This is a genomic window from Pseudomonas sp. SWI44, from assembly GCF_002947915.1.
Classification (GTDB): Bacteria; Pseudomonadota; Gammaproteobacteria; order Pseudomonadales; family Pseudomonadaceae; genus Aquipseudomonas; species Aquipseudomonas taiwanensis.
Genome location: NZ_CP026674.1, coordinates 1,750,192 through 1,770,056, shown reverse-complemented (window position 1 = coordinate 1,770,056; position 19,865 = coordinate 1,750,192). Strand labels below are relative to the sequence as shown.

Sequence of the window (19,865 nt, the reverse complement as noted above, 5' to 3'; positions counted from 1 at the left end):
CGAAAACGCCAATGTCCAAGGATTGCGTACCAGATTTTCAGTAAGAAATTGGCGAGTACTTAACATTCGCTTTGACCCTAAATTGCCAGGCCAAATCGAGTGTCGATGGCCGTCATACCAAGTAAACTCATCAATTTTACGATTATCTGGATGCCTAAATGGTCAAGCTGGAAGACATCACCAAAGACTCCCAGATTCGTGGCCTGCATGGCGACGAGGTGGTGAAGGTCATCAGCGTCGATAAGGTCGGTGACTCGGCAATCAGCGTCGTCTACCAGAAGAGTGCGGGTGGCTACGGTGATCAGATGCTTTTCCGTAGCGATGAAGCTCGCCTGGAGCTAGCCCAGGCGGGCAAGGCCTGGGCATTTGATGCCCCCGGAGACGATTTCAAGCTGGGCCTTGAAGCCTGGCGTATCCAATTGGCTCACCTTTTTGACCCGATGATGGCAGTGCACACCTCTAACGTCGATCCGCTGCCGCACCAGATTTCCGCCGTCTACGAATCCATGTTGCCTCGTCAGCCGTTGCGATTTGTACTGGCTGATGACCCCGGGGCTGGCAAGACCATCATGGCCGGTCTGCTGATTCGCGAGTTGCTGATGCGTGCCGATGCTCGGCGTATCCTCGTGGTGTCGCCCGGCTCACTGACTGAACAGTGGCAGGATGAGTTGCTGGAGAAATTCGGTATCAAGTTCGAAGTGTTCAGCCGTGAGAAGCAGGAACAGTGCGCCACTGGCAACTACTTCGAAGAGCAAAACTTGCTCATCTGCCGCCTTGACCAGCTCTCGCGCAATGAGGACTACCAGCTCAAACTCAAGAATACCGACTGGGATCTGATCATCGTCGACGAAGCCCACAAACTGTCGGCCAACTACTTTGGTAACAAGGTCAACAAGACCAAGCGCTTCGAGCTGGGCGAGCTGCTCGGCTCGATCACCCGACACTTTCTGTTGATGACGGCCACTCCGCATAACGGAAAGGAAGAAGACTTCCAGATCTGGCTGTCACTGCTCGATGGCGATCGCTTCTACGGCAAGTTCCGCGAGGGAGCCCACAAGGTCGACGTATCCGACCTGATGCGGCGCATGGTCAAGGAAGAACTGCTTAAGTTCGACGGCACCAAGCTGTTCCCGGAGCGACGTGCCTACACTGCCAATTACTCGCTGTCTGACCTAGAGGCTTCGCTCTACCACGACGTGACTGAGTATGTGCGCAATCAGATGAACCTGGCGGATCGTCTCGATGGTCAGCATAAGAGCAACGTCGGCTTTGCCCTGACACAACTGCAGCGCCGTCTGGCTTCAAGTCCTGAGGCGATCTATCAGTCCCTGCGCAATCGTCGCAAGCGTCTGGAGAATCGAGTCGAGGAAGAGAAGCTGCACCTGCGTGGTGTCGCCAGTGTGCTGGGCGAGTACCTGGTAAAAAAACGCATCGAGGTGCCAGACAATCTCGACGACATGGAAGACGAACTCAGCGCAGACGAGTACGAGCTGTATGCCGACCAATTGGTTGACCAGGCCAGTGCTGCAGAAACCATCGCTGAGATGGAAACTGAAATCTGTCTACTCCAGGGCCTGGAACAGCAGGCGCAGCGCCTCGTGGCCTCGGGCAGTGACCGTAAGTGGGAAGAGCTGTCCTGTCTGTTGCAGGACTCCCCGCAGATGTACAACGGAGAAAGTCGTCGCAAGCTGATCATCTTTACCGAGCATCGCGCCACCCTGGATTACTTGGTCAGACGCATTGCCGACATGCTTGGGGATCCGCAGGCCATCGTCACCATCCATGGCGGTACCAATCGTGACGAGCGGCGCAAGGTGCAGGAAGAGTTTCGCCACAACTCGCGCGTGCTAGTGCTGATCGCCACCGATGCGGCGGGTGAGGGCGTCAACCTGCAGAATGCCAACCTAATGGTGAACTATGACCTGCCCTGGAACCCCAATCGGCTGGAACAGCGTTTCGGCCGTATTCACCGTATCGGCCAGGATCAGGTCTGCCACCTGTGGAACATCGTCGCCAATGAGACCCGCGAGGGTGAGGTGTTCCAGAAGCTGTTCGAGAAGCTGGAAATCGAAAAGCAGGCTTTGGGCGGTAAGGTGTTCGACATCCTGGGCGAGGCCTTCGACAACGTATCGCTAAAGGATTTGCTGATCGAAGCCATTCGTTACGGCGACTCGCCCGAAGTACGTGCACGGCAAAGCCAGGTCATCGAAGGGGCGCTGGACACCGAGCATCTGCGCGAAATACTTCGGCGCAACGCGCTGGTTGAGCAGCACATGAGCCTCGACCAGCTTTATGCCGTCAAAGAGGAAATGGAGAAGGCCGAAGCCCGCAAGCTACAGCCCTATTTCATCCGCGCATTCTTCAATGAAGCCTTCATCAGCGTAGGTGGTGAGCTGCGCAATCGCGAGCCTGCGCGCTACGAGATTCGTCACGTACCGGCCGCATTGCGCGAGCGTGACCGGGTAATCGGTGAAACCCGTACGCCTGTGCTCAAGCAGTACGAGCGCATCTGCTTCGAGAAAGAGCAGGTGCGCGTGCCGGGAAAACCCATGGCTGACCTGATCCACCCTGGTCATCCGTTGATGCAGGCACTGACGGATATCACTCTCAGCGCTCACCGTGGCAAGCTCAAGCAGGGCTCGGTACTAGTCGATCCCAATGACGACAGCCTAGTCCCTAAAGTGCTGTTCATGCTCGATCACAGCGTGCGTGAGAGCGCGAGCCATGGTGTTGACCAGCCGAAAATCGTCTCGCGCCGTCTACAATTTGTGGAGATCGACCCGCAGGGCCAAAGCAGCAATGCGGGCTGGGCGCCGCACCTTGATTTTTTACCGATCAAGCCGGAGGAAATTGCTCTGGTGCAGGACGTGCTAAACGCATCATGGCTGCAGAAAAATCTAGAAAATGTCGCGCTACAACATGCATCGCAACAACTGGTGCCTGAGCACTTCAACGAAGTGAAAAGCCGTGTTGTGCGTCAGGCCGAGCGCGTGCTGGCAGCGGTACATGAGCGCTTGGTCAAAGAAATCAACTACTGGTCAGATCGCTACCTCAAGCTCAGTGAGGACGTGGCTGCAGGCAAGCAGCCGCGCATGCAGCCGGGAAATGCACGTCGCCGCTATGAGGAGCTGACCGCTCGACTGGAGCAGCGCACACGTGAGCTACAGGCCATGCAACAAGTCAGCTCTGCCACCCCTGTGGTGATTGGCGGAGCACTGGTGATTCCTGCAGGACTGCTGGCTCAACGCCAAGGCGATACTGCGTTCTGCGCAGATGCCGAGGCGCGCTCGCGTATCGAGTGGTCTGCTATGCGTGCCGTCATAACAGTTGAACAGGCACTGGGGCATACCGTGAAGGATGTTTCCGCCGAGAAATGTGGCTGGGACATCACTGCGCGTCCGCCAGTTGCCGCCGATGGCAGCATCAAGGATGACCGTCATATCGAGGTCAAAGGACGCATAAAGGGCTCAACCACTGTCACTGTGACCAAGAATGAGATCTTCTCCAGCTACAACCAGGGCGAGAAATACATCCTCGCCATCGTGCTTGTAGATGGTGATCAGGTGGACGGTCCGCATTACATAAAGCACCCGTTCAAAAGTGAACCGGAATTCGGTGTGGCCAGTGTCAATTACGACATGGGTGAGCTGTTATCCCGAGCGATCAAGCCGGAGGAGAGCCTATGAAGCTCGAACGACTTCATCTGAAGAATTTTCGCTGTTTTGAAGAGTTATCGTTGAGTTTTGGTAAACGATTGACAGTGATTGTTGCTGAAAATGGGGCGGGTAAAACCGCTATTTTGGACGCGATTGCGATTGGTTTTGGTCGCTATTTGACTAAATTGCCTGGGGTCAAAGGCATTGCCATCAAAGATACTGACCTGCGCGTTGTTAATGGGGAGCGCGCTACTCCGTTTACGATGCTGGGTTGGGAAGTAAATACGATTGACCAGAAGGCTGTTATCTGGATAACGGGTCGTAGACGTGATGGCTCAGTTACAGCATCTGATATTAAAAATGAGCTTTCGGAGCACCTGTTGGCTTTGTTGCCAAAGGGTACTAAAGAAATTGATGAATTAGCCTTAGGGCTCGCACATGCTGAGGCAGAGCAGCAGCCATATTTTCTTCCGGTCATCGCATATTACGGGACCAACCGAGCCATTAGGGAAGAGGTTCAGCGTCGTCGTGGCTTCAAGAAGAAGTTTTCTCGATTTGATGCGCTAAGTGGTGCGCTAGAGGCTGACGCACGTTTCCGATCTGCATTTGAATGGTTCAATGCCATGGAAGATGCGGAGCGGCGCGAGCAGAAAGAACGTCGTGATTTTGATTACAAAAACTCTGACTTAGAAGTTGTTCGAAGCGCCATTGAACGAGTACTACCAAGCTTAAAGAGTCCTCGAACAGAAATTCGCCCGCTACGTTTTGTTATCGATCACGTAACGCCAGATGGTCAAGTTCGAACGCTGAGAATTGGACAGTTAAGCGATGGCTATCGCATCGTGTTGGGCGTCGTAATGGATTTGGCGCGACGCATGACGGAGGCCAACAGTTGTGGCCTACCGCCGAGCCAGAAAGGAGTTAATCCTCTGGACATGCCAGCGATTGCACTGATCGATGAGCTGGACTTGCATCTGCACCCAAGATGGCAGCAGCGTATCGTGACCGACTTGATGCAAACATTCACGAATACTCAATTTATTGTTACCACGCACAGCCCTCAGGTATTGAGCACCGTCAAGCGCGAGAATGTTCGCGTAATTAGTACGGATTCCGCAGGGCGGTCTTTTGTCGGTCTGCCATTGGCGGCTACGTATGGTGAGCCCAGCGGCGATGTGATGCACAGTGTCATGCTGGTAGACCCTCAGCCTCCTGTGGTCGAGAAGTCAGATCTGGAACGGTTGACTGAAATAGTCGATCAGGGGGGGTACGATAGTGAGCCGAGTGCTCCGGGCTTGATGCAACAGCTGATTGATGCTTTCGGCGAGCAACATCCACAGCTGCAGCGTCTGCAACGCAGTATTGTGCGGCAAAGGGCGCTTAAGGGATGAGGCATATTCGCAAGCAAGGGAATGGTGGATACCATTTAAATCAGTCACACGCCAACCCACCACAGACGGATCAAACTGCGACCAGCCGTTGGAGCAGTTTTGGTCATAAGCCAGATGTGCTGGATTACCTGCTTTATGAGCAATATCAGCTGTGCTGCTATAGCGAGATGCGTGCTGACGTAGATGGCTTGGGTTACCACATAGAGCATGTGGAGAACAAAAAACAGCATCCTCAACGTACTTTCGATTATTCAAATCTCGCTGCTAGTGCCTTGGAGAGTGATGAACTTTCGCCCTTTGTTGCCGCTCAACCAGTAGCAAATCAGCCGCAGGCTGTATTCGGTGGTCATGCTCCTGGCAAGCAGCGATCTGTCGATATGCAGCGATTCATTCCGCCGCATCAGGCGGACTGTGCGCACTTTTTTGCTTATCTGTCAGACGGACGTATTGTCCCCGCGAGTGGGCTGGATGCCGTGGGCACAGATCGCGCCCGCTACACCATCGACCTGCTTAATCTGAACAGCCCGTACCTAGTGACCAAGCGCCGCAATTGGTGGGGTGAGCTGGACGACTTGTTTACTGACCACGTTGCCAATGAAATGGACCTGGGCTGTCTCGCTTCCATTGATTTGGTCCCGCGCAATCGTGCTCTAAGCCCTTTTTTTAGCCTGACCCGCCAGTTCTTTGGCCGTATTGCCGAAGATATCCTGCTTCAGAATGCCCCGGACTTGATATGACTTATCCCATCAAAACCCCGAAAAAACTCATCGAAGTCGCACTGCCTTTGGACGCGATCAACGTCGCAGCGGCCCGTGAAAAGTCCATCCGTCATGGTCACCCCAGTACTTTGCACCTGTGGTGGGCGCGGCGGCCGTTGGCGGCGGCGCGGGCTGTGATCTTTGCGCAGATGGTCAATGACCCTGGCTACGAGCGTCATTTGGGGCGCGGAGTGAACAAGGAAAAGGCTGCGGCTGAGCGTGAGCGCCTGTTCAAGATCATTGAGGAGCTGGTGCAGTGGGAGAATACCAATAACGAAGAGGTGCTGGGTCGAGCGCGGGCGGAGATTTGGAAGAGCTGGCGCGAGACGTGTGAGCTGAACAAAAGCCATCCGCTGGCTGCCGAGCTGTTCAATCCAGAAAAGCTGCCGGGCTTCCATGATCCGTTTGCGGGCGGTGGTGCGCTGCCGCTTGAAGCCCAGCGCCTCGGCCTAGAAAGCTACGCCTCCGACCTCAATCCGGTGGCGGTGACCATCAACAAGGCGATGATCGAGATTCCGCCCAAGTTCGCCGGTCGTGCTCCTGTCGGGCAGGAAATCGCCGGTGACAAGGGCAGCAAGAAGCGCGCAACCCGCGATGCCTTTGAGGACTGGTCGGGCGCGAAGGGTTTGGCCGAGGATGTGCGCCGCTATGGTGCTTGGATGCGTGAAAAAGCACAGAAGCGCATCGGCCAGCTCTACCCGCAGATTGAAGTGACTGCTGAAATGGTCGCCGAGCGTCCGGATCTGGCCCAGTACCAAGGTGAAAAGCTCACGGTCATCGCTTGGTTGTGGGCGCGTACGGTAAAAAGCCCCAACCCGGCGTTCAGCCATGCAGAGGTCCCGCTGGTATCATCTTTTGTCCTATCGAACATGGTGGATAGAGGTGCGTGGGTCGAGCCAGTACTGAAGGGTGATTGTTACCGATTTTTTGTGAAGGTAGGTACACCGCCAGTTGATGCCCAGGCAGGCACCAAGGCTCATGGCAGAGGAGCAAACTTTCGGTGTCTGCTCTCGCAGACACCGATTAGTGGCGATTACATCAAGGCGGAAGGTCAGGCGGGGCGCATGGGCGTACGCCTGATGGCAATTGTTGCTGAGGGGCTGCGCGGGCGAGTTTATCTTGAGCCCACAGCGGAGCATGAGGCGATTTCAATCCCCGCTTCCCAGCCGTGGAAACCAACTGCGGATATTCCTTCGCGTATGACTGGTGGGAATTGTACCCCTTACGGAATGACAACTTGGGGTGACCTTTTTACACCCAGGCAGCTGGTTGCGTTGAACAGCTTCTCCGATTTGGTACAGGAGGCCATCGTCCGCGTGCATGATGATGCCCTGGCGGCCGGCATGGCCGATGATGGTCTGGGCCTGGATGAGGGCGGTACGGGTGCTACGGCTTATTCGCAGGCTATTGGTATTTATCTGGGGTTTTTTATCGGAAAGCTTGCTGACAAGGGGTCGTCTCTCTGCACATGGGACTCTGGTCCCACATCAACCAAGACCGCTTCTGGTCGCTCTGCTCGTGTGGCGACAGTACGAGTTACATTCGGTCGTCAGGCACTGCCGATGACGTGGGATTTTGCAGAGGTAAATTTCTTCAGTGATTCAGTGGGCAGCATGGGGACGGTGCTGAAGACATTGACTGCGCCGTTGGATTATTTCTCGGTTACGGCTAGCGGCGGGCATGGCTGTCAGTTTGATGCTCAGACCCAAAGCATCAGCCATAACAAGCTTATCTCTACCGACCCACCGTACTACGACAATATCGGCTACGCAGACCTGTCGGATTTCTTCTACGTCTGGTTGCGCCGCTCGCTACGCCCGATCTTCCCTAGTTTATATGCCACCCTGGCGGTACCCAAGGCTGAGGAGCTGGTGGCCACCCCACACCGGCATGGGAGTAAGGAAAAAGCTGAAGCCTTCTTCCTTGATGGCATGACTGCCGCCATGCACAATCTGGCCGAGCTTGCTCATCCTGTCTTCCCGGTGACCATCTATTATGCCTTCAAGCAGGCGGAAACCAAGGCTGAGGCCGGCACCTCTAGCACCGGCTGGGAAACCTTCCTCGCTGCCGTGCTTAAGGCAGGTTTCGCTCTGACTGGCACTTGGCCTATGCGTACAGAGTTGGGCAACCGCATGATTGGCTCCGGTACCAACGCGCTTGCCTCCAGCATCGTGCTGGTCTGCCGCCCACGTGCCGTCGATGCGCCTACTGTCTCTCGCCGCGAATTTATCCGCGAACTCAACGCCACCTTGCCAGATGCCCTGCTGGATATGACCCGTGGCGGCATCAACTCGCCGGTGGCCCCGGTCGACCTTTCCCAGGCCATTATTGGCCCCGGCATGGAAGTTTTCAGCAAGTATAGCGCCGTGTTGGAAGCCGACGGCTCGCCGATGAGCGTGCGCAGCGCCCTGCAACTGATCAACCGCTTTATCGGCGAAGACGACTTTGATCACGACACCCAGTTCTGCCTTGCCTGGTTCGAGCAGCATGGCTGGGCGACAGGCAAGTACGGTGATGCAGAGGTCTTGTCCAAGGCCAAGGGCACCAGCGTCGGTGGCCTGGTGGATGCCGGGGTGGTGGACAGTACCAGCGGTAATCTGCGCCTGCTCAAGTGGGCAGAGATGCCGCGTGACTGGTCGCCGGAGGACGACAACCGTGTGCCGGTTTGGGAAGCCCTGCACCAGCTGATTCGCGCCCTCAACCAGGACGGTGAAACCGCCGCGGGCCAGCTGCTCGCACGCATGCCCGACAAGACAGCCGGCCTCACTGCGCTGACTTATCGCCTCTACACCCTTTGCGAACGCCAGGGCTGGGCCGAGGAGGCCCGTGCTTATAACGAACTCCAGGGCGCTTGGCTCGGTATCGAACAGGCCAGCCAGGAAGCCGGTCACATCGGCAGCCAAGGCGCATTGGATATTTAACGCAGCATCTTTGGGATGAATTGACGTAAAGGAATAAAGGGATGCAACGGGACGATGCTGAGAGGCTGCTGAAAGTCGCTATTGGTAATGCGGCAGCCGTATTTAGGGATGGACAGTGGGAGGCTATCGATGCTCTGGTCAACCAGCGCAAGAAAATGCTGGTTGTCCAGCGCACAGGCTGGGGCAAGAGCTCCGTGTACTTTATCAGTACGCGGATTCTGCGTGATCGAGGGCAGGGGCCAACCATTATCATCTCGCCTTTGCTGGCGCTTATGCGTAATCAGATTGAGGCGGCTGGTCGGCTGGGCATTAACGCTGTCACCATCAATTCCACAAATTCCCATGAATGGGAGCAAGCTCGGCAGGCGGTGCTTGCCGATCATGTCGATTGCTTGTTGATCTCTCCGGAACGGCTGTCGAACGATGGTTTTATGGAGACCATTCTTCAGCCAATCGCGGATCGTATCGGCCTGATGGTGATTGACGAGGCGCACTGTATTTCCGACTGGGGGCATGATTTTCGGCCGGATTACCGGCGCATCGTCAACATTCTGCGGTTCCTCCCGGCCAATACCCCTGTCCTGGGGACGACTGCTACAGCCAATGATCGTGTGGTAAAGGATATTCAGGCGCAGTTTGGTGATATCCATATCGTGCGTGGCACGCTGACTCGAGAGAGTCTTGCGTTGCAGAATTTGCCCATGCCGGATCAAGCGAGCCGTTTGGCATGGCTGGCTCAAACCATCCCGACGCTACCGGGTACTGGCATTCTGTATACGCTCACTCAGCGTGATAGCGAGCAGGTCGCTCGCTGGTTGCGCGCGAATGGGATCAGTGCAGCGTCGTATCACAGTGATGTAGCCCACCCCGAGTTCGATAACAGTGACCAATACCGTCAGCACCTGGAAGATGAGTTGCTGGCGAATAACATCAAGGTGTTGGTAGCGACCACTGCGCTTGGTATGGGCTATGACAAGCCGGATCTTGGCTTTGTCATTCACTACCAGGCGCCTGGCTCCATCGTTGCGTACTACCAGCAGGTTGGTCGAGCAGGGCGGGCGATCGATTATTCGCTCGGTCTGCTGATGTCTGGAGAGGAAGACGAGAAAATTCATGCTTTTTTCAGGCGCTCGGCCTTCCCACCGGCTGGCCAAGTTCGGCACTTACTGGGTGTACTAGCAAGTCATGATGGACTGACGCTTCGTGATTTGGAGGAGCACAGCAACCTCGCTCATGGGCAGATTGAGAAGATCGTTAAGCTGCTCAGCGTTGAAAACCCTGCACCGCTGATCAAGATCGGCAGCAAGTGGTATCGCACACCGGTTCCTTACGAGCTTGATGAAGAGCGAATTGCTCAGCTCACCTCGCTACGTGAGCAGGAGTGGCAGCAGGTGCAGGCTTATCTGAATGAGACTGGCTGCCTGATGGCTTTTTTACGCTTTGCGCTTGACGACCCGGAGCATGAGGTGTGCGGTAAATGCGCAAACTGTCTGGGTAAGGCGCTGGTGTCCGGTACTGTGGACAGCAGACTGATACATGAGGCCGCGACCTTTATTCGGCATGCCGAGTTCCCCATCAAGCCCAAGAAGCAGGTGGCCAAGGGAGGCTTTCAACATTACGGTTTCCCGACGAACCTGCCTCCTCATCTTCAGGCCGAAGAGGGGCGTGTGCTATCGCAATGGCGCGATGGCGGCTGGGGAGATTTAGCGGCTGACGGCAAGGAACGAGGCCAATTTGATGACGCGTTGGTTGCTGCTATGGCGGAGATGATCCAAGCGCGTTGGCGGCCCGAGCCCAAGCCCACGTGGCTGTGCTGTGTGCCTTCTCTGGGGCATCCAACGCTGGTTCCTGAATTCGCTCGGCGGCTGGCGGCTGCTCTGAGGATTCCCTTTGTCGAGTGCGTAAGCAAGGTCAGGCAGAATGAGCCGCAGAAGTGGCAATACAATCGCTTCCACCAGTGCCGGAATTTAGATGGTGTGTTCGCAGCAGGCGAAGGCATCCCATCGGGCCCGGTACTGCTGGTTGATGACATGATCGATTCAGGCTGGACGATGACCGTTATTGCTGCACTGCTTAGGCGTGCGGGTAGCGGGCTTGTCTATCCGCTGGCAATTTCATCTACGGCAAGCAAGGCATGATAAATACCAATACACAGTCGATCCTGCTGCTGACTTCTTACTTCTCGAAGTCAGCTGGCTACGCCAAACCGCTTTCTCCGACGGAGTGGGGGCGTTTCGCACTGTGGCTCAACGAGCAAGGCAAGACGCCTGCAGACCTGGTGACGGCTGAGCCGCGTGCAGTGTTGCAGGGCTGGCAAGATGACAAGATCTCATTAGAGCGCATCGAGCAGCTGCTTGGGCGAGGGCATGCATTGGCATTGGCCCTGGAGAAATGGAGTCGCGCAGGGATATGGGTGCTTACTCGCTCGGATGCAGACTATCCCAAGCTGCTCAAGCAGCGGCTGCGTAACAGTGCTCCCCCTGTTCTGTTCGGTTGTGGCAATGCGCGCTTGCTGAATCAGCGGGGTGTTTGTGTGGTTGGTGCACGCAAGGCGGATGACGCGGACCTCGGTTTCGCCACGGCCTTGGGTGAGCGTATTGCGGTGGCAGGTTTGTCTGTGGTTTCGGGGGGCGCGCGTGGCGTCGATGAGGCTGCGATGTTGGGTGGTTTGAAACAGGATGGAACCGTCATCGGCATTATGGCAGATAGCCTGCTGTCGGCGGCGATGGCCAGCAAGTGGCGGAAGGGATTGATGGACAACAATCTCGTGCTGGTTTCGCCATTTTATCCTGAAGCTGGTTTCAACGCCGGAAATGCCATGGCGCGGAATAAGTACATCTACTGCCTGAGCCAAGCGGCGGTGGTGGTTCGTTCTGATACGAAAGGCGGGACCTGGAGCGGTGCGACTGAAAACCTGAAAAAGGCCTGGGTGCCTTTGTGGGTCAAGCCAGCTCAGGATGCTCAATCCGGCAACCAGGCGCTGGTATCAGAAGGTGGGTACTGGTTGGAGGGGGCAATCGAGCATCTGGATATACAGAGCTTGTGTGCGTCAGCCACTTCCAATCCGGTTGCTGCCGATTTGCTCTCTGCTGCTAGCGGGGTTGCTGTTACCGATATAGAGCAATCAGTCCCGAATGTCGCTGAGGAAGAGTCTCCTCAAACATCCTACCCAATCAGTGGCCAGGATGATCAGGGCTTTCAAGCGAATTCTGAGCCGAACACCGATGCTGTTGAAATGAGTTTTTATCAGTTCTTCCTCAGCAAAATGGCGTGCATCCATGCAGCTGTCACAGCGGACGAGTTGGCAGAGCGGTGGGACGTCCCAAAGAAACAGATCAATGATTGGCTCAAGCAAGCGGTAGACGAAGGGCGTGTGCAGAAGCTGACAAAGCCTGTGCGCTATCAGCTTATGAAAGACTCTGGGCTAGAAAACGTAGCTGCTGAAGAAACAGCCGGTGAATCTGTCGGGCAGCTGGGGCTTGGCCTCGATTAATTTTTGAAGGGATTATCTAATGTCGTTGAAACCCTGGCGCCTTATCGCCGAACCCCATGAAGACGTGCGCAGCGGTACTTTTGTTCAGGCGGAGTTCGCTGCCGATATCACTCGTGTCCACACCGGTACGGCGGCGGCGGAGTACCAAGATCCTAAACTTTTCTTCCAACGCACCTTTATTACCGAGGGCATGCGTCTGTTGCTGGATTCGGTGGTTAAGCGCTTGTCTGGCAAGGGCGGTGACCCTGTCATTCAGCTGCAGACTGCCTTCGGTGGCGGCAAGACCCACACCATGCTGGCGGTCTATCACCTCGCTCAGGGCAAGTTGCCGGCTAGCGAGATGCCAGGCGTAGGCACGATTCTAAACAAAGCAGGTGTTAACGAGCTGGCTCCTGCGCGTGTAGCGGTGCTTGATGGCATCAAGTCTTCCCCCAACCAGCCGGTGCAACATGGCGCCTGTTCAGTGCGCTCGTTGTGGGGTGAACTGGCCTGGCAACTGGGCGGAGAAGAGGGCTATGCACTGGTGGCTGACGCTGACTTGTCTGGCACTTCGCCGGGTAAAGATGTGCTGGTTACGTTGCTGAGCCGTTATGCTCCGTGCGTGATCCTGGTAGACGAGCTGGTGGCCTACATCCGTCAGTTCGAGGAAGGCGTTTCGCTGGTCGGCGGAACCTTTGACTCCAACCTGACCTTTATCCAGGCTCTGACTGAGGCGCTCAAGGCTGTACCGACGGCCGTGATGTTGGCCTCGTTGCCTGAGTCCGAAAAAGAGGCTGGTAGTCAGCGTGGCGTGCGTGCCCTGGAAGCACTGTCGCACTACTTCGGCCGTGTGCAGGCTCTGTGGAAACCGGTGGCCACGGAGGAGGCGTTCGAGATCGTTCGTCGCCGACTGTTCAGCCGAATCAATGACCAGCTAGCCGCCGAGCAAGTGTGCCGCCAGTTTGCGGATTTCTATATTGCCCACAGCGGCAAGTTTCCCTCGGAAACTCAGGAAAGCCATTATTACGAGCGCCTGAAGCAGGCTTATCCGATTCATCCGGAGGTTTTTGACCGGCTGTATGACGACTGGTCGAGCCTCGATAACTTCCAGCGTACCCGTGGCGTCCTGAAGATGATGGCCAAGATCATCTACAGCCTGTGGAAAGACGGAAATAACGATCCGTTGATCATGGCAGGCAGCCTGCCGTTTTCGGATACCGACACTCGCAACGAGTTTACCTATTACCTGCCAGCAGGCTGGGATCCGGTGGTGGATCGGGATATCGATGGGCCGCGCGCCGAAACCGTCGCCATTGAGAACCACGATGCGCGCCTTGGTGCTGTGCACGCCTGTCGTCGGACTGCGCGTACGATTTTCCTGGGTAGTGCGCCGACAACCTCCAGCCAGCTGGTTCGCGGTATCGAGCTTGAGCGCGTGCTGCTGGGCAGCGCTCAGCCGGAGCAGCAACTCGGCCTGTACGAAGATGCACTGCGTCGCTTGGGTGACAAGTTGCATTACCTGAACAGCGCCAACAACCGCTACTGGTTCGACACGCGCCCAAACCTGCGTCGCGAGATGGAGGAGCGTAAGAAGCGCTTCAAGGATCGAGAGGATGTGTTCCCGACCCTACGTCAGCGCCTGAATAATCTTGGCGGCTGTTTTGGTGGTGTGCACGTATTCACTGGCAGTGGTGATGTGCCAGACGACTGGACGCTCCGCCTGGTGGTGCTGGCGCCTGATTCGCCGTACAGCAAAACCGGGCCGAATGTTGCGCTGAACAAGGCGTTGGAGATCCTTAAAAATCGTGGTGAACAGCCACGGCAAAAGCAAAATCGCCTGATTTTCCTGGCGGCCGATGCCGACAACGTAAGCCGCTTGAAAGATCACGCGCGTTCAGTGTTGGCCTGGGAGTCTATCGTCAGCGACTATAAGGACAACCGTCTGACGCTCGACAATCTGATGGCCAAGAATGCTTCGGTCAGTCTGGAGCAGGCCCGGGAAACACTGAATCGTAGCTTGCGTGAAACCTGGAAATGGTTGCTGGTCCCCGTGCAGCATGCAGGTAATCTGACGGAGATTGTCTGGGAGCCCTATGCCATAAATCCTGGCGCTGCCAACCTGTCGCAGGAAATTGAAAAAGTCCTGCGGGAAAACGAGCTGTTGATCACCGAGTGGGCTCCGATCCATCTCTCGAACATGCTCAAACGCTGGTTCTGGAAGGATGGTGTTGCTGAGGCTGGTGCCCTGGAGGTATGGCAGAAAACCTGCTGTTACCTCTATCTACCGCGTCTTCGCGATGAGCAGGTATTTGTCCGCACGCTGAACCAAGGTGTGCAGAGTAAGGACTTCTTCGCTGTAGCGCAGGGCAGGGAGGGCGACCGCTATCCGGGGTTTGTATATGGCAAGTCGACCTCGGTCATTCTCGATGGCTCTTGCCTACTGATTGAGCCGGGTGTGGCATCGGTCTATGCAGAGGCGCTCCGAGCCAAGGAGGCAGCGGCCAATGCGGCGTCCACAGTGCAGATCCCCGCAGGCGAGCTGATCCATGACATTCCCGCTGGTAGCTCTGCTGGATCGGTTGGCGGTGCTGGTGCTCTGGATGGCTCAGGAGGCTCGGTGGATGCTCCGGTGGTGAAGGCACTGCCGACGCAGTTCTATGCCAGCGCCGAGCTAGATCCGATCAAAGCCAAGATGCAGTTTGCAACGCTGGTCGATGAGGTAATTCAGCAGTTCTCGGCGAAGCACGGCGTGAATGTGACCATTTCCATTGATATCCAGGCCAGCAGTTCAGGTGGCTTCGATGACTCGCTTCAGCGCTCGGTTAAGGAGAACTGCAACGTGCTCAAGGTGAATACCTACGAGTTTGAGTAGCGGTGTTCGCGGTGGGCGCCCTAGTTGACGCCCGCCGCTATGGCCAGTGAGCCGGGATTTCGATGCTGTAGTTCTTGGCGACGGTTTTCAGTGTGGCGAGGATCTCAGCGTGTCGTGCCTGATCGGCTGGTTGCCAAGCCTCACGGCGATCCAGTAGGCCTTTCAGCTCGCCCAAGTTGTACATGCCAAGGCGATGGAAATTACCCCAGCTGGGAATGCCGAATAGGTTGTAGATGACCACGGTAGCATCGCGTTCGCTGGCCAGACGCTTTTCTCCGATGAGCTTTTCAGCAGCTGCTTCGGCTTCGTCGCGGTCGTCGTAGGTGTTGAGTAGTTTCATCGGTGCTTGGCTGTGTTTCGAATGGGCGGTGGATTCTGCCTGACTGACAAAAAAAGAACAGCTAGTGACCTGTTCAGAGAGAACCGCTTGAATGCGGCTCTCACTGAATATTCGCTATCAAATTAAGTCCGTTGGAGCCGATTGAGGACCCAACACGCCACCACCACAGCCGCGAGCAGTGGCGGAAAGCGCACCATCAGTACTACCAGCAGCAATATTACCAAGCAGCCGACCAATATGCCGGTAAACATGAACGCGGCTGTGAAGGTGCGTATTAGTTGCTTCATATCGCCTCCTTACAGACAGCCCTGTTCCGCCAGCGATACGCAGCCTTCATGGCCTACCACGATATGATCTAGGGTTCGCACCCCGACCAGATCCAGCGCCTCCTTTAGCTTGTGGGTGAGGTTGCGATCAGCCAGGCTTGGTTCGGGGTCTCCAGATGGATGGTTGTGCACTAGGATCATTGCGGCGGCATTGTGCTCTAGAGCTAGCTTCACGACCTCACGTGGATAGACGCTGGCGCCGTCCAAGGTGCCCCTGAACAGCTCATGGAAATTGATCACGCGATTTTTGCTGTCGAGCATGAGCAGGCCGAAAATTTCATGCTCATACTCGGCCAGCAGTGCTTGCAAGTGGCTAAACACCTCTGTCGGTGATGTCAGTGCTCGCCCTCGACGCAGACGCAGACTCGCCAACTGGCGGGCCATCAGCAGGATGTCGGTTTCGGTGACCGGTGACTCGATCAGGTAGGTGCCGGTCGAGTCACTGGCTTTCAGCTTGTGCAGGCGCATGCTGGGCTCCTTGGCGGTGATCAATCGGTGGGGTATGGCGCTGGGCTTGTACCTCCAGCTTCTCGGTCAGGCTGTTTTTCACAGATCGCTGGGGAGTGTTGGCAGCAGGGGATTGGCTTTCCTCTGCGGGGTAGAACTCCTTGACGATGGTGCCGGCGTCCTCCTCGCTGTCCTCGAACGCGCCATTGGCGAAGCCACTCTGCGCCGCTTCATCCAGCGCAGCTTGATCGAAGCCTGCTGCTTGCCGCTGCGCATCGAGCTCATTGGCGGCTTGCAGCGCCTCGGCCATGTCCATACCGCCGCGTACTGTCAGGTCGACGTAGAAGATCGGCGTGCCATGACTCTGGCGAGTGGACTTGCCATGCAGGCGCAGTTCTAGCGGCAGGCACGCCAGGCGGTTACCGGAGATGGCCTGGAAGTAATACAGCCGGGCAGCTAGGGTGCGGATGCTGTTGAAGCCGGTGGTGCGGAACACGAAGCTACCGAGCGGATCCTCATCGCCAATGACCACGTTCAGCCGTCCGTAGGGCCTACAGGCATTACCCTTGGCCAATGGGCAGGCATCCGGCGAAGGGCAGGGCAGGGACTGCATACCGTCTTGGGTGACGCGCTTGCAGGTCTCACCGTTGCCCACGCACAGCGGTCGTCCGGACTGCCGATCAAATAGGGTGTAGTCGGCACGAAAGTTCAGCTCAGGCTCGTTGAACAGCAGGCGCACCGGGATGCTGCGCAATTTGTTGTCCTTGCCCTGACGCAGTTCGTCGTTGAGCGGATGCAGCAACCAGCCGTCCTTGCCTTGCACTTGGGAGGTAACGGTGAACTGGTCATCCTTCTCCGGTAGGCGCTTGCCGTTCTTCTCGGTGACCTTACCGATGGAGATGCGCCCGAGCACGGGAGGCGTTAGGGCTAAGCCTTTCAACATGGTGGTTCTCCTAGAAATGAAAAAAGGCCAGCGATGCAGCGCGACTGCATGGACTGGCCAAGGGGAGGAAAGGGGGATGAAGATGGTTCAGCCGACCAGAAAGCGCCGCGCACCGGGTTTCAATAGCGGGTACTTGGCCTGCAGGTAAGGCTTGTCCTGGAGCAGCTGAGCGACATCGAGACCGACACTGTCCTTGGCTTTGCGCCAGCTGACGTAGCCGCTGGTGAACTCCGCCCGGCTGGCATCGCCCATGGCCTGCTGTAGCATCTGCTTGAGCTCGGCCTCGCGCTTTTCCTTGCCGGCAATCGACTGGCGGACGGCCTTGAGCTCGATGAAGGCAGCGCTCAGTCCTGCATGATCACTGAAGTCGACGACTTGGCCGTTGTCCTCCGGATAAAGACAGCGCAATGCGGATTCAGCAGAGGCGGTGCCATCGGCTGGCGGTGGTGTATCGGTCTCCACGTACTGCCAGAACTTGCGCTCCAGTTCGATCAGGCGCGCGATGAGTTGTTCGTCCCTCTCAATTCGATGGACCTCCAACTCCTGACCGCCGATCAGCACCGCCACATCTGCAGCCTGCTTGCCGGTGACGGCGAGTTGGTGCATCACTTGAAGCTGAACATACTCGGGGACGCCCTCTTTCCAGAGGCGTGCCCCGTTTATGCCGGCGGTCTTGCATTCGAGGATCTGCACACCGTCGGCACCGATCACCTCGCGGTCGATGTTAGCGAGCATCCAGGGCAACTCCGGATCCGGATGCTGCAGAACAGCGTTGATGCGACGGACCCTGTTCTTGGTGCGTTTGCTGTAGTGCCAGGCCACGATGGGCTCCAGGACATTGCCCCAGTACATCGGGCTTTCCTCATCGTGAGGATCAACCTTCGGTAGCCCAGCATCGCGGCCGGTTTTCTCCAGCCACAGTTCCAGCTGCGACTTGTAGGGGTTTAGCCCCACCGCAGCGGCGGCATCCGAACTGCCGATACCTTGTTTGCGGATCTGCAGCCAGTCCTCGCGCGGCAGCTCCTTGGTGCTGACCAGGCGCAGGGCAGGGCGTTTCTTGCGGGTGCTGCCGTTCAATGACGTTGCTTTCATGGTATTCACCTGCAGACATAAAAACGCCCAGCCAGCACAAGGCTGACTGGGCGCGAGGTTGAGGTAAGTGCGGGTTAAGCTGCGAGCTGCAGTGCGGCATCCAGGGCGCGTTGCTTGATCTGCGCCCCCTGGCCAAACCAGGCCGAGTCCATGCGGTACTCGTTGCTACGGGTGCGGCGCTCGTGGTCGACAAACTCGGTCACGGCATTGAGCAAGCCCCAGGCGGTGCCGCGTGCCGAATCCAGCTGACTGCCCCGGCCCCGGCCCTCGTACAGCTCCTGGACTTTGCGCAGGGCGCGCTCGTTGGGCAGTTGCTCCGGCAGCGCACCGGTCGGACTGGTTTCGCATAGCACGCCCATAAAGAACCCCAGTGCCTCATGCCACTGCACCTTGCGTTCGGCCAGCGCGCGCATGCGGTACATGAAGTCGTCCCATTGCGAGACGGCGATACCGAGTTGCTTCTTCACCACTTTCGAATCGAAGCGGGTGTTGTGTGGCACCTTGATCGCCCGGCTGGTGCCGTCAAGGGCGATGGTCAGGGTGTTGTTGCACACGACACGCACCGTGGTTGGTGTGGCTGTGGTGGCCAGGGTGCCGTCGCAGGAGGTCGCCAGCAGCAGATAGCCATTCACCTGGTCGTTGTCCTTGAGCGCCGCGCCTTGCCCGGTACGCGCCAGCGCCCAGAACTTGCGCCCACCCTTGAGCACGCCGGCCGTTTCCAACTCGTAGCCGGAAACCTCGGTGAGGTCGCGATAAAACTCCAACACTTCCCGAGGTTGCACAGCGTGGTAGCGCTGAGAGACCACCGATAGCGGTGCCTTGGTGTCCGAACGGAACAGCACTTTCTGTTCGGGAAAGGAGTGGATCGCACCCAAGTGGCCAACTGCATCCGACTTGAAGTGCACAGGGCTTTCCAGGATCTGCCAGTCCATGCCGGCTTCGCGTTGCCAGACTTCGATGGGCTGTTTCTGGGTGAGTTGATTGCCCAGGGCGTGCCAGGGAGTTGTGCCAGCGTAGGCCATAGTTTCGACGAGATGAGCCATGTGAACGATTCCTTTAGGTGCAAGTCGGCATGAAACGCTGCGCGAGGCGCAGCACCGACCGGACGTAATAAATAGAAGGTAAGTTGACTTGGTTAGGTCGGGAGGTTGAAGCGGTGACCGCAGAGTAGGCAGAGGTTGTGGGCCAGGACGTGGCGGTCAAGCGACTCACCGAGCTGAGCGCCGAGCGCGCAACCGCCAACCCCGCCAGCCAGGCCACCGAGGATGGCGCCCGACACGGAACCTAGGGTGATGCCGACTGGCCCGGCGAGCACACCGATAGCTGCGCCGGCCTGACCACCAGCCAGGGCAGCACTGACGCCACGCGCAACACCGCCCACGGTGCCGATGGTCGCGCCGACTTTCATGGCGTGATGGAAAGAAGCGACTTTGCGGGAATGACAACGGGGGCACTGCAATGACATGGGACGAATCTCCTTGGTACTGATGTCATTGCGGTAATGTGGGGCTGAGAATTTTTTGAATCGAATGGCCGCTTTTCAGCAGCGAAGCTAATGGCGTAACGGCCTACAGTCGGCCAGGAGAGGACAGTCAATCCCAATAAATAAATCTACCCCCTTTTCGCTTGCGCCACACTTCAAGGTCG

Annotated in this window: 13 protein-coding genes; 7 read left to right on the top strand and 6 right to left on the bottom strand. The window is 57.0% G+C overall.

The window, feature by feature from the left end; all coding sequences use genetic code 11:
- Positions 1-158: 158 nt before the first annotated feature.
- The 7 genes from C4Q26_RS08440 to C4Q26_RS08410 are packed head-to-tail and all read left to right on the top strand — an operon-like array spanning position 159 to position 15,070.
- Positions 159-3,686 (top strand): helicase-related protein, encoded by a 3,528-nt coding sequence (locus C4Q26_RS08440; protein ID WP_104882980.1) that lies wholly within the window; start codon positions 159-161, stop codon positions 3,684-3,686.
- Entirely contained in the window at positions 3,683-5,047 is a 1,365-nt protein-coding gene (locus C4Q26_RS08435) for an AAA family ATPase (RefSeq protein ID WP_104882979.1), read from the top strand. Before C4Q26_RS08440 ends, C4Q26_RS08435 begins: the two co-directional genes overlap by 4 nt.
- Positions 5,044-5,784 (top strand): retron system putative HNH endonuclease, encoded by a 741-nt coding sequence (locus C4Q26_RS08430; protein ID WP_104882978.1) that lies wholly within the window; start codon positions 5,044-5,046, stop codon positions 5,782-5,784. Before C4Q26_RS08435 ends, C4Q26_RS08430 begins: the two co-directional genes overlap by 4 nt.
- On the top strand, positions 5,781-8,726 hold the full coding sequence (locus C4Q26_RS08425) for a DUF1156 domain-containing protein (RefSeq protein WP_104882977.1): 2,946 nt from the start codon (positions 5,781-5,783) through the stop codon (positions 8,724-8,726). The genes C4Q26_RS08430 and C4Q26_RS08425 overlap by 4 nt, the downstream gene beginning before the upstream one ends.
- Before the next feature lie 41 nt (positions 8,727-8,767).
- On the top strand, positions 8,768-10,864 hold the full coding sequence (locus C4Q26_RS08420; RefSeq protein ID WP_104882976.1) for a RecQ family ATP-dependent DNA helicase: 2,097 nt from the start codon (positions 8,768-8,770) through the stop codon (positions 10,862-10,864).
- Positions 10,861-12,219: a DNA-processing protein DprA gene (locus C4Q26_RS08415; RefSeq protein ID WP_104882975.1), complete on the top strand. Its 1,359-nt coding sequence runs from the start codon at positions 10,861-10,863 to the stop codon at positions 12,217-12,219. The genes C4Q26_RS08420 and C4Q26_RS08415 overlap by 4 nt, the downstream gene beginning before the upstream one ends.
- A 19-nt stretch (positions 12,220-12,238) precedes the next feature.
- A complete protein-coding gene (locus C4Q26_RS08410) occupies positions 12,239-15,070 on the top strand; it encodes an ATP-binding protein (RefSeq protein WP_104882974.1) in 2,832 nt (943 codons plus the stop codon).
- 37 nt (positions 15,071-15,107) lie between these two features.
- Here the strand turns inward: C4Q26_RS08410 and C4Q26_RS08405 are convergent, their stop codons facing one another.
- The 6 genes from C4Q26_RS08405 to C4Q26_RS08380 all read right to left on the bottom strand — a co-directional run bounded on the left by C4Q26_RS08405 (position 15,108) and on the right by C4Q26_RS08380 (position 19,683).
- On the bottom strand, positions 15,108-15,410 hold the full coding sequence (locus C4Q26_RS08405) for a hypothetical protein (RefSeq protein WP_104882973.1): 303 nt from the start codon (positions 15,408-15,410) through the stop codon (positions 15,108-15,110).
- A 296-nt stretch (positions 15,411-15,706) separates the two neighbouring features.
- The gene (gene radC / locus C4Q26_RS08400) at positions 15,707-16,204 is read right to left on the bottom strand and encodes a DNA repair protein RadC (RefSeq protein WP_104882972.1); all 498 of its coding nucleotides are present in this window, start codon (positions 16,202-16,204) and stop codon (positions 15,707-15,709) included.
- Positions 16,176-17,126 carry a hydrolase or metal-binding protein gene (locus C4Q26_RS08395; protein WP_104882971.1) on the bottom strand — a complete coding sequence of 317 codons (951 nt, stop codon included), beginning with the start codon at positions 17,124-17,126 and terminating at the stop codon, positions 16,176-16,178. Before C4Q26_RS08395 ends, radC begins: the two co-directional genes overlap by 29 nt.
- Before the next feature lie 87 nt (positions 17,127-17,213).
- A complete protein-coding gene (locus tag C4Q26_RS08390) occupies positions 17,214-18,218 on the bottom strand; it encodes a YqaJ viral recombinase family protein (protein WP_104882970.1) in 1,005 nt (334 codons plus the stop codon).
- Between the two features lie 74 nt (positions 18,219-18,292).
- The gene (locus C4Q26_RS08385; RefSeq protein ID WP_104882969.1) at positions 18,293-19,261 is read right to left on the bottom strand and encodes a DUF932 domain-containing protein; all 969 of its coding nucleotides are present in this window, start codon (positions 19,259-19,261) and stop codon (positions 18,293-18,295) included.
- A 92-nt stretch (positions 19,262-19,353) separates the two neighbouring features.
- Entirely contained in the window at positions 19,354-19,683 is a 330-nt protein-coding gene (locus tag C4Q26_RS08380; RefSeq protein WP_104882968.1) for a hypothetical protein, read from the bottom strand.
- Positions 19,684-19,865: the final 182 nt, after the last annotated feature.

Bases quoted from the DNA above. Each gene is read 5' to 3' on its own strand.
- C4Q26_RS08440 (WP_104882980.1), top strand. From the start codon at position 159: ATGGTCAAGCTGGAAGACATCACCAAAGACTCCCAGATTCGTGGCCTG.
- C4Q26_RS08395 (WP_104882971.1), bottom strand. From the start codon at position 17,126: ATGTTGAAAGGCTTAGCCCTAACGCCTCCCGTGCTCGGGCGCATCTCC.
- C4Q26_RS08435 (WP_104882979.1), top strand. From the start codon at position 3,683: ATGAAGCTCGAACGACTTCATCTGAAGAATTTTCGCTGTTTTGAAGAG.
- radC (WP_104882972.1), bottom strand. From the start codon at position 16,204: ATGCGCCTGCACAAGCTGAAAGCCAGTGACTCGACCGGCACCTACCTG.
- C4Q26_RS08390 (WP_104882970.1), bottom strand. From the start codon at position 18,218: ATGAAAGCAACGTCATTGAACGGCAGCACCCGCAAGAAACGCCCTGCC.
- C4Q26_RS08420 (WP_104882976.1), top strand. From the start codon at position 8,768: ATGCAACGGGACGATGCTGAGAGGCTGCTGAAAGTCGCTATTGGTAAT.
- C4Q26_RS08410 (WP_104882974.1), top strand. From the start codon at position 12,239: ATGTCGTTGAAACCCTGGCGCCTTATCGCCGAACCCCATGAAGACGTG.
- C4Q26_RS08405 (WP_104882973.1), bottom strand. From the start codon at position 15,410: ATGAAACTACTCAACACCTACGACGACCGCGACGAAGCCGAAGCAGCT.
- C4Q26_RS08425 (WP_104882977.1), top strand. From the start codon at position 5,781: ATGACTTATCCCATCAAAACCCCGAAAAAACTCATCGAAGTCGCACTG.
- C4Q26_RS08385 (WP_104882969.1), bottom strand. From the start codon at position 19,261: ATGGCTCATCTCGTCGAAACTATGGCCTACGCTGGCACAACTCCCTGG.
- C4Q26_RS08380 (WP_104882968.1), bottom strand. From the start codon at position 19,683: ATGTCATTGCAGTGCCCCCGTTGTCATTCCCGCAAAGTCGCTTCTTTC.
- C4Q26_RS08430 (WP_104882978.1), top strand. From the start codon at position 5,044: ATGAGGCATATTCGCAAGCAAGGGAATGGTGGATACCATTTAAATCAG.
- C4Q26_RS08415 (WP_104882975.1), top strand. From the start codon at position 10,861: ATGATAAATACCAATACACAGTCGATCCTGCTGCTGACTTCTTACTTC.